Source organism: Microcystis sp. M144S2 (genome assembly GCF_020246065.1).
In the GTDB taxonomy this organism is placed as follows: Bacteria; Cyanobacteriota; Cyanobacteriia; order Cyanobacteriales; family Microcystaceae; genus Microcystis; species Microcystis ichthyoblabe_A.
Genome location: NZ_JADBTR010000137.1, coordinates 1 through 9,462, shown reverse-complemented (window position 1 = coordinate 9,462; position 9,462 = coordinate 1). Strand labels below are relative to the sequence as shown.

Here is a 9,462-nt window from a genome sequence, read left to right as displayed (position 1 = left end):
CTCAACAATTTAGCAGCATTGTACAAATCCCAAGGCAGGTACACGGAAGCGGAACCTCTCTTTCTAGAAGTATTAGATTTGGATAAACGACTCTTAGGAGAGAATCATCCCCATGTGGCAACTTCTCTCAACAATTTAGCACTATTGCACGAATCCCAAGGCAGGTACACAGAAGCGGAACCTCTCTATCTAGAAGCTTTAGATTTGAGAAAACGACTCTTAGGAGACAATCATCCCTCTGTGGCAACTTCCCTCAACAATTTAGCAGGATTGTACCGTTCCCAAGGCAGGTACACAGAAGCGGAACCTCTCTATCTAGAAGCGATTAATATTTTCTGGGAAAGATTAGGGGAAAATCATCCCCATACCCAAACCGTTTATCAGAATTATCTGGAGATGTTATCCCAATTACCCGAAGCAGAATTAAGACAACGGTTTCCCGATGAGGTGGTGGAGATGTTGAAACCAAAACCCCCTCATCCCTGAAAACAGTCTTAACTGTGATTTATGGAATTATGGGATAGACTATAATTGATCATTGATAAAGACTTGCCAAATACAACACAATCATAGCATTCACTCAATCATTCAAATCACAGCTTAGACTTATTATAGGAATCTTCCAGACCCTGTGCGATAAGCTTAACCTACAACATAATCGATCTTTGTGTCCTTTGTGCCTTTGTGGTTCCTTCCATTCCCTCGCCAGCAGGACTGTATCTTAGAATACATTTTACCCACCAAATCCAAGAGAGCCTTGAATGAATCAATCATAGTCAATCACATAATCACATAAATCATAGTTAAGAGCGTTGGAAAATAGGGTTCGTAGGCGCACGGATTTTCCATTATGAATATAGTATCCTGTCAAGTCGCCTTTGTCAAGAGAAAATTTAACAACATCCAGATTTAGTCGTAACCCACCACCTATCATTGACTATGATTGAATTAACCACTGCTCACTGCTCACTGCTCACTGATAACTGATAACTGATAACTGATAAAGCTATGACACTCAAAGAACAACTTATTAAAGAAATTGAAACAACTCCCATTTCTCTGCTGCCGGAAATCCTGCATTTTGTCCAATCTATAAAAACAAAACATCCAGACATTGACTTTATGGAATTTGCTGGTATGGCAGCAGGTATAGAAAATACTATGCAAGAGATTGTCGAAGAAGCAGAAGCTAATCGTCAACTTGATTTAAGACGGATAAATGACTTATGAAACAAGCATTACTTGATACCAATATCCTCTCTTATTTTTTACGAGGCAATCCCGCAGTAATTGAACAATTCCGCATCTATCGACAACACTATACTTATATATCGTTTTCAATCTTTACCTATTACGAGATTAAAAGTGGCTTATTGTATAAAGATGCACGAAATCAACAACAACAATTTGAACGTCTTGTAGAAGTCAGTGAAGTAATTGGTTATGATCGTGAAATTAGTGATATAGCTACTCAAATATACGTTAATCTTAGAATAAAAGGACAACTAATTACCCCGATTGATTTGTTTATTGCTGCGACTGCTATTTATTGCGATTATACTCTGATTACAGCTAACATTAAGCATTTTCAAAATATTCCCAATCTTAGTTATGAAAATTGGTATCTCTCAATAATTTAGGACTATTGTACCATTCCCAAGACAGCTACATAGAAGCGGAACCTCTCCATCTAGAAGCGATTAATATTTTCAGAGAAGGATTAGGGGAAAATCATCCCCATACTCAAACGATTATGGAGAATATAAAACTATGTTGTCCCAACTCTGGCAAGTAGAATTAAGATAGAGTTTGAATGCTTTGGAAAAGAGGGTCTGTAGGCGCACGGATTTTCCATTATGAATATAGTATCATGTCAAGTCGCCTTTGTCAAGAGAAATTTTAACAACATCCAGATTTAGTCGTAACGCATCACCTATCATTGACTATGATTGAATTAATCACTGATGACTACAATGATGGATAATTATAGGAGGATGCTGTCTGGACTGTGATTAGGAGAGATTGTTAAATCCCTACAATAATTTTTATTATTTCATCATCAAAAAAAGGATTAATTATGATCAAAAAAATTAAAATCGCCGATGCTCAAACCGATTTACCAAGTCTCGTTAAATCGGTTACAGAAGATAACAAAATTTATGCCATTGAGAATCAGGAGGATTCTGTAATTTTGATTTCTCAAAAAAACTATGAAAGTTTACAAGAAACCATCGAATTACTCTCTATTCCCGATTTAAGAGAAAGCTTACAACTATCTCTACAGCAAATTAATGAAAATGAAACCTATTCTCTTGAGGAAGTCTTGGGAGACATTGATTAATGGTTTATGAAGTCAGATTTACCAAAGAAGCTAAAAAAGATGTTGATAAGCTAACCCCTAAACTTAAGAAAAAACTGAAGTCAATTATCCAAGATACCCTGAGTATTTCTCCCTATAGTGGCAAAAAATTAGTAGGAGATTTAACGGGTTTCTATTCAATTCGGTTAAGTTATCAAGATAGAATACTTTACACCATTAATGATGAACAGAAGTTAATCTATATTCATCGTGCTAAAACTCATTATGGCGAATAAACTAGACCTTGAAAATTCTTGAAAACTAGGGTTTGCAAGCGCACGGATTTTCCATTATATATATAGCATCATGTCAAGTCGCCTTTGTCAAGAGAAAATTTAACAACATCCAGAAAAACGGGGACATGAAGCTTAAATCAAGATGGGAATTACAGCAGACGAATAAATTCTTCTTGTGTCAGTTCAGCATCGCGTAAAATTTTTAGGAGTAATCCTTTCCCGACAGTTTTCCCCCGATGAACCGGTACGGTGACAACTCTTCCATCTTCAGGTTTTAAGCGCAGATGACTTCCTTTTTGTCGGATAGATTGAAACCCGATTTTGGTTAAAGCTTTGATAACTTCATCACCTGTTAATATCGGTAATTTTGGCATCAGATAGACACCTTTTCAATTCCAACAAACTCCGACACATCTTCAGGATTGTCATCTTCCAAGCAAAGTTCAATCACTTCCCTGATATTCTTCATCAATTCATCAATCGTTTCCCCTTGACTGTAACAACCCCGAAGTTGAGGAACTTCCCCAACATAATATCCATCCTCATCTCGTTCAATGACAACATAAAACTCTCTTTGATGGTTCATGGTTCTCAATCCTTAAAAAAATTATCGCTATCTAAGCTTTTATTGGCGATTATTGAGACTTGAAGAGAGAGGTCGCAGGCGCACGGATTTTCCATTATGAATATAGTATCATGTCAAGTCGCCTTTGTCAAGAGAAAATTTTGACAACATCCAGATTTAGTCCTCACGCATCACCTATCATCGACTATGATTGAATTAATCACTGATAGCTGATAACTGATAACTGATAACTGATAAGAGATTGTCGAAGAAGGGGTGAACATTCGGGGGATAACCTATGGTTGAAACCGTAGATTTCCTATCCGAATGCTGGTCCCCTACTTTTTCAGCATACCCTAATTAATCGGGCAATTTATACTGTTCCACAATCTTTTTAGCATATTCAGGAACATGAGCCGCTAATTTTTCAGGATAATTACGTTTAACATAAAGGTAATTACGGGTAAAGTGAGAATCGATGGAAAAGCGAGCATATTCTAACCCTTTAGGCCCGATTTTTTCAATTACTACTCCCATCATTTTTGCCGCCCACATCGGCAAGGTTACACCTTTATCATAGGCAGGAATACTATTTTGTACCGCCTGTTTTCTATCACCACTAGACATAACATCTTGGGTATTTAATTGATCTTTAACTAACTCTAACATTTCCTTGCCCGTATCATTACGAACGACAATCCATTGCCAGCCAAAAGGTGCGCCCATATAGCCCACAACTAAATCAGCAAGGGAGTTAACATAATCAAAACAAGTCATACAGGAAGGGGCAAAAACATCTTTTAACTTATTAGTCTTTAAGCCAAAAAAGGGAACCATTTCGATGGAGCCGTCTTCGTGTTTAAAGTGTACACGAAAATCCTGCATAAATTCGTAATGAACCACAGTTTCTGGGGAACGACTGGTAGTTTCTAAAAACTTTTGTAGTCCTGAGCGGGTGACATTATCGACGCAGGGAGTTCCTAAGACATATAACTTTTCTAAGCCTAATTTTTTTTCTACTGCTCTTAGGGCTTGAATTTGACAACCAACTCCGATAACTAATAACCGTTTCATGCCCGATTTTTCAATTTCTTCTAGGACTGATAAATTGGGAGAAAGAGTCGGTTTATTGACTTTAGCGGCGAGAATTTCTTCCGTGGTACGGGCGAGAATCGGCTGCGGTTGAAAGCGATCCTCGGCGGTATTCTGCACACAAACCACCCCTTCTACTAAACCACGATCGAGCATTTGACAGGCAATTGTGCTGACGATTCCTGTCCATTGCGCCCCTGGAATAGCTTGTTTTTTCTTGGCAGCCATCATCTCTTGATGAACACCAAAATAGAGATCATTTTCCTGATTTAAGTCGCGACTTTTGCCGTGTGCTGCTGCTTCTAAATCGGCGATTTGTTGATTAAGAAAAGCACAAGCTTCTTTAACATAGTGAATGTAATAAGTGTCACAAAGTCCGCACTCGCTACACAATTCTTTGGCAGGACGACGACTATTGGGTTTGAGGGCTTTGGCTTTTAGGTGGGGCGCAAGGGAGTTCATAATCTTAAAAGGCAACTAGGTCAAGGGTTTTTTTCTATCGATCGTTTACCTTACCGCATTAGATCACTTTGTTACCAATCTTTTTAAAGAAATGTAACGATTACCCGGAATAGGATCAGAGCAAAGCTTCTAAGGTGGCGACGACGGAAGCCGCTAAAGTTTCTAAATCATAACCACCTTCTAAGCCGAAAAGTAGCGGTTTATTGAGAGTTAAGAGGTATTTGGTTAAAATTCCATAATCCTGTGGGTGTAAACAAATTCCCGCCAGAGGATCCGCTTGATTGGCATCATATCCAGCACTAACAATCACTAAATCCGGTTGAAAATTTTTCAGAAAAGGTATGACTTGCCCCTCAAAATGTTCTTGATAATCTTTAATCGTACTTCCTGACGGTAAGGGAATATTCAAAACATTATTAAACTCCCCTTTTTCTCTCGCTTCTCCCGTGCCGGGATAAAACGGGAATTGATGGAGGGAGCAATAGGCAATCTGGGGATGATTTTCGACTATATCCTGGGTGCCATTGCCGTGATGTACGTCCCAATCGAGAATCGCTACTTTTTGCACTCTTTTGTTTTCCAAAGCATAATAGGCGGCAATAGCAGCATTAGAAAACAGACAGAAACCCATGCCATAATTAGAAGTGGCATGATGTCCGGGTGGACGGGCTAAAATAAAGGCAGGATCGCCAGTGGATAAAACTCGATCGACTCCATCTAACCAGCCACTAACCGCTAGTAACGCCACATCGTAACTACGCGCAGAAACGGGAGTATCTGCATCCAATCTTCCCCCACCCCGTTGACAAATTCGCCGCAATCTATCAACATAATCTTGATTATGAACTTGTTTAATCAAAGGGATTACTTCGTCACGAATTTCGATCGGTGTGGGTAAATGCCATGTTAGTTTTGACTGCCATTCTGTTGGTTTTAAAGCCTCGACAATTGCCGTTAAACGCGCCGCTTTTTCGGGATGGTAAATACCTGTATCGTGATCGAGAAATTCATCGGAATAGATAATCGAGATCATAATCAAATTACTGCTTAACTCGTTGATTTTTGAGCAACCCAATGGTTTTAATCTACCAGAAAAGCAGGAGCTTGAGGAGCTATAGTGAAAAAACTTTACTGATCGGGCTACTTTTGCCAGATGATGCAATTATCTCCCCTTAAGGTGACAGGAGGCAAAAATGCTGACAAATTTTCGGAAATTTCAGCTAGAAGTTAATGGCATTACTATCAATGGTGTCAAAGGTGGGCGCGGTTTTCCGCTGCTTTTGCTGCATGGTTATCCCCAAACCCATCAAATGTGGCATAAAATCGCCCCCCGATTAGCGGCTAATTTTACGGTGATCGCCACGGATCTGCGCGGCTACGGGGATAGCGATAAACCCTTACCCCTAGAGGATTCTAGCAATTACTGCAAGCGGGTGATGGCCCTCGATCAGGTGTTGCTGATGGAAAAATTGGGTTATCAGGAGTTTTATCTGATCGGCCACGATCGAGGGGCGCGAGTTTCCCACCGTATCGCCCTTGATTTTCCCGAAAAGGTCAAAAAAATCGTTTTACTCGATATAGCCCCAACGCTGGCGATGTACGAGGCTACTGATCAAACTTTTGCCACTGCCTACTATCATTGGTTTTTCTTGATTCAGCCTTCCCCTTTTCCCGAAACCCTGATCGCCGCTAATCCCGATTATTATCTGCACCATTGCTTGCAAAGTTGGGGGCGAGATTTTAGCGCTTTTACAGAGGAAGCTTTGGGGGAATATCGGCGTTGTTTTCGAGATTTAAGCACGATAACCGCCACCTGTGCCGATTATCGGGCCGCCGCTACCATCGATTTAGAGCATGATCGTCAGGATTTAGACCGGAAAATTTCCTCCCCCCTCTTGGTTCTTTGGGGAAAAAAAGGTTTCATCGCACGTCAATACGATGTGATCGCTCTTTGGCAGCAGCGAGCTAATCAAGTGACAGGACAGGCGATCGCCAGTGGTCATTTTTTACCGGAAGAAGCACCGGAAGAGACGGCACAGGCGATCGAGGATTTTCTTGGCTAAGTAATACTAAATCCAGTTATTAAAAACTGATTATTTATTCTCCGTTTTGCAGGAGTGCCTCTCCTGATAATAAGTAGCTGGTTATAATTAAATTGAAGATAGATTTTGTCTTTGATCCCCCCTGCCCCCCTTGATAAGGGGGGTGCCGATAGGCGGGGGGATCCCCCCTGCCCCCCTTAATAAGGGGGGCATCTGATAATTTTTAACGCCTACCTACTTATGTAGCCTATATTCAACGGATTTAGTATCAAAAAAAAATCGGGCTAGAAATAGCTTCCAACCCCATAGGATCCATAACCTAATTAGTGATTAAATTCTCGACTTAGTAAGCGTCCTGTAGTTCGTAGAATTCGGGAGAAACGTAATCTTTGCGTAGGGGCCAACCGACCCAATCTTCCGGCATTAAAATCCGTTTCAGGTGGGGATGTCCTTCATAAATAATGCCGAACATATCATAACTTTCTCGTTCTTGCCAGTCAGCGGCTTTCCAAATCCAGTAAACCGAGGCAACCCTGGGATTATCTCTAGGAAGAAAGACTTTTAAGCGCACTTCCACGGGACTATCGACATTATCGGTTACTTTGACCAGATGATAGAAACTAACTAATTCTTTACCCGGTCCCAAATCGTAAGCGCCCTGACATTGGAGATAATTAAAGCCATAAGCGAATAAAGCAGTGGCCAGAGGAATTAAAAAGTCTGGTTCTACTTTAATCAATTCCACACCACTATGGTCAGCTTCTAAAGCTTGATGATCAAAACCATTTTCGCTTAACCAAATCGAAGTGGGGCCAGCTTGCACAATAGCTGTGGTTTCTTCAGTCATTTAGATTTCTTCCTTTTGTTTCGTGGTCAAAAGAGCGGGAGGAACAGGCATACCAGTGGCTTCTAGTAACTCTTTCGGAGGTGCTTGACGGGTAGCCGATTGTAGATATTTACCCGTAAGAATCGGTTCCGTGGCCTGCATTTTGTGGGTGGTGCTGTAATAACGATTGGTTTGTTGGAGGACAGTCCCACGTTCTTGAATAGATTCGTTAGCGACTTTTTTCCGCAGTTTAATAATTGCATCGATAATCGCTTCCGGACGGGGGGGACAACCGGGTATATAGACATCCACGGGGATAAGTTTATCTACCCCTCTGACTGCGGTAGTGGAGTCACTGCTGAACATTCCTCCCGTAATCGTACAGGCACCCATGGCGATAACGTATTTAGGTTCTGGCATTTCTTCGTACAGACGCACCAAAGCGGGGGCCATTTTCATGGTAACTGTACCGGCAGTGATGATTAAATCCGCTTGCCGGGGACTAGAACGGGGAACTAAACCAAAGCGATCGAAATCAAAACGGGAACCAATCAAGGCCGCGAACTCGATAAAACAGCAAGCTGTACCGTATAGCATCGGCCAAAGACTTGACAAACGCGCCCAGTTATACAGGTCATCAACGGTAGTGAGAATGACATTTTCCGATAAATCCTGGGTAACTTTGGTGCGTTCGATGGGATTGAGGATTTTTTCGCTTTGTTGTGCGATAATTTGCTTAAATTCGCTGGTAGGGTTGGGACTCATCGGGTTATCCTCTCATGAAAAGTCAAAAATAAGGAAAATTATGGCCGTTATGACCATTCTAAGGCTCCTTTCCGCCAAGCATAGACGAGAGCAACCACAAGGATAGCAATAAAGATCAGTGCTTCTACAAAAGCTAATAGGCCCAATTGATTGAAAGCTACTGCCCAAGGGTAGAGAAAGACGGTTTCCACGTCAAAAACCACGAAAACGAGGGCAAACATATAATAACGAATGTTAAACTGAATCCAAGCACCGCCGATCGGTTCCATCCCCGATTCATAGGTAGTGCGTCTTTCCGGACCGCCACCACTAGGCCGCAGGACTTTGGAGGCAGTTAGGGATAGGATTGGTACTAAACTGCAAGCGAGCAGAAATCCTAGAAAATACTCGTAACCTTTGAGGACAAACACTGGGTTTTTTTTCTCCTTATTCGCTATCGACAGGGGAAGTTGTCGGCATCTCTATGGCTACTTATTATAGAGGCTTTAGCAACCCCTCTCCTTCTCAAAAGCAGCATTGAAGATGTTTATCGATACCATTAGCTAATCATCGGGTTGAGCTTCGCTTCTGTCTCTGTTTTGCTCTTAACTCTGACGGGGTGACAAGGAAGTCTACAATCCCTATGAGAAGCGAAGTGTAGCCAAATATGGTAAAAAAGAGGTGGCTGGGATCAGCTGTTGACTATCTCAATGAGTGCCGGTGTTGTCAGTCCGAGCATTTGTACTAAAATTTTTACTAGGCAGTGTAAATTATGAGAAATGCTGTCCAGCGGATTATAGTTTGTTTGTTAATGCACAGGCTCAAAGCAGCGATCGCTTAAGACAATATATCATTATGCAGTTACTAAAACTGACTCGCTAGAATTTTGCTAAATCTCTTAATAGCTTGTTTATGTCTTAAAATAAGACTGATTAGATTATAACGATTACAGTTTAAGTAAGTAGTTATTGCCTCTGATCCCCCCTGCCCCCCTTAATAAGGGGGGTGCCGATAGGCGGGGGGATCCCCCCTGCCCCCCTTGATAAGGGGGGTGCCGATAGGCGGGGGGATCCCCCCTGCCCCCCTTGATAAGGGGGGTGCCGATAGGCGGGGGGATCCCCCCTGCCCCCCTTGAT

At 41.6% G+C, this 9,462-nt stretch carries 14 protein-coding genes; 7 read left to right on the top strand and 7 right to left on the bottom strand.

Annotated elements, in window-relative coordinates; all coding sequences use genetic code 11:
• From IM462_RS15875 to IM462_RS15850, 6 genes are all read left to right on the top strand, one after another.
• The coding region (locus IM462_RS15875; protein ID WP_287703106.1) for a tetratricopeptide repeat protein at positions 1-486 on the top strand (486 nt) is incomplete at its 5' end.
• Between the two features lie 522 nt (positions 487-1,008).
• Positions 1,009-1,230 (top strand): hypothetical protein, encoded by a 222-nt coding sequence (locus IM462_RS15870; RefSeq protein WP_287703104.1) that lies wholly within the window; start codon positions 1,009-1,011, stop codon positions 1,228-1,230.
• A complete protein-coding gene (locus tag IM462_RS15865) occupies positions 1,227-1,640 on the top strand; it encodes a type II toxin-antitoxin system VapC family toxin (protein WP_002780221.1) in 414 nt (137 codons plus the stop codon). The genes IM462_RS15870 and IM462_RS15865 overlap by 4 nt, the downstream gene beginning before the upstream one ends.
• Positions 1,619-1,795, top strand: a complete 177-nt coding sequence (locus IM462_RS15860) for a tetratricopeptide repeat protein (RefSeq protein ID WP_287703102.1) — start codon at positions 1,619-1,621, stop codon at positions 1,793-1,795. Before IM462_RS15865 ends, IM462_RS15860 begins: the two co-directional genes overlap by 22 nt.
• A gap of 282 nt (positions 1,796-2,077) precedes the next feature.
• Positions 2,078-2,341 carry a type II toxin-antitoxin system Phd/YefM family antitoxin gene (locus IM462_RS15855; protein ID WP_002756068.1) on the top strand — a complete coding sequence of 88 codons (264 nt, stop codon included), beginning with the start codon at positions 2,078-2,080 and terminating at the stop codon, positions 2,339-2,341.
• Positions 2,341-2,595: a type II toxin-antitoxin system RelE family toxin gene (locus IM462_RS15850; RefSeq protein ID WP_002780219.1), complete on the top strand. Its 255-nt coding sequence runs from the start codon at positions 2,341-2,343 to the stop codon at positions 2,593-2,595. The genes IM462_RS15855 and IM462_RS15850 overlap by 1 nt, the downstream gene beginning before the upstream one ends.
• A 149-nt stretch (positions 2,596-2,744) precedes the next feature.
• Here the strand turns inward: IM462_RS15850 and IM462_RS15845 are convergent, their stop codons facing one another.
• The 4 genes from IM462_RS15845 to IM462_RS15830 form a co-directional block, all read right to left on the bottom strand.
• A complete protein-coding gene (locus IM462_RS15845; RefSeq protein ID WP_287703100.1) occupies positions 2,745-2,969 on the bottom strand; it encodes a type II toxin-antitoxin system HicA family toxin in 225 nt (74 codons plus the stop codon).
• Entirely contained in the window at positions 2,969-3,181 is a 213-nt protein-coding gene (locus tag IM462_RS15840) for a type II toxin-antitoxin system HicB family antitoxin (RefSeq protein ID WP_002749012.1), read from the bottom strand. Before IM462_RS15840 ends, IM462_RS15845 begins: the two co-directional genes overlap by 1 nt.
• Positions 3,182-3,520: 339 nt before the next feature.
• Positions 3,521-4,714, bottom strand: coding sequence for a Coenzyme F420 hydrogenase/dehydrogenase, beta subunit C-terminal domain (locus IM462_RS15835; RefSeq protein ID WP_287703098.1), 1,194 nt, complete (start codon positions 4,712-4,714; stop codon positions 3,521-3,523).
• Between the two features lie 115 nt (positions 4,715-4,829).
• Positions 4,830-5,747 carry a histone deacetylase family protein gene (locus tag IM462_RS15830; protein WP_287637808.1) on the bottom strand — a complete coding sequence of 306 codons (918 nt, stop codon included), beginning with the start codon at positions 5,745-5,747 and terminating at the stop codon, positions 4,830-4,832.
• 160 nt (positions 5,748-5,907) lie between these two features.
• Between IM462_RS15830 and IM462_RS15825 the strand changes: the two genes are divergently transcribed.
• The gene (locus tag IM462_RS15825; protein WP_287703096.1) at positions 5,908-6,777 is read left to right on the top strand and encodes an alpha/beta fold hydrolase; all 870 of its coding nucleotides are present in this window, start codon (positions 5,908-5,910) and stop codon (positions 6,775-6,777) included.
• Positions 6,778-7,099: 322 nt separating this feature from the next.
• Here the strand turns inward: IM462_RS15825 and IM462_RS15820 are convergent, their stop codons facing one another.
• From IM462_RS15820 to ndhC, 3 genes are read right to left on the bottom strand one after another with little or no spacing between them, the layout of a single operon-like run.
• Entirely contained in the window at positions 7,100-7,603 is a 504-nt protein-coding gene (locus IM462_RS15820; protein ID WP_002778330.1) for an NAD(P)H-quinone oxidoreductase subunit J, read from the bottom strand.
• Positions 7,604-8,347, bottom strand: a complete 744-nt coding sequence (gene ndhK / locus IM462_RS15815; protein WP_002800109.1) for a photosynthetic/respiratory NAD(P)H-quinone oxidoreductase subunit K — start codon at positions 8,345-8,347, stop codon at positions 7,604-7,606.
• Positions 8,348-8,394: 47 nt separating this feature from the next.
• Positions 8,395-8,757 carry a photosynthetic/respiratory NAD(P)H-quinone oxidoreductase subunit C gene (gene ndhC / locus IM462_RS15810; RefSeq protein ID WP_002739390.1) on the bottom strand — a complete coding sequence of 121 codons (363 nt, stop codon included), beginning with the start codon at positions 8,755-8,757 and terminating at the stop codon, positions 8,395-8,397.
• Positions 8,758-9,462 lie beyond the last annotated feature (705 nt).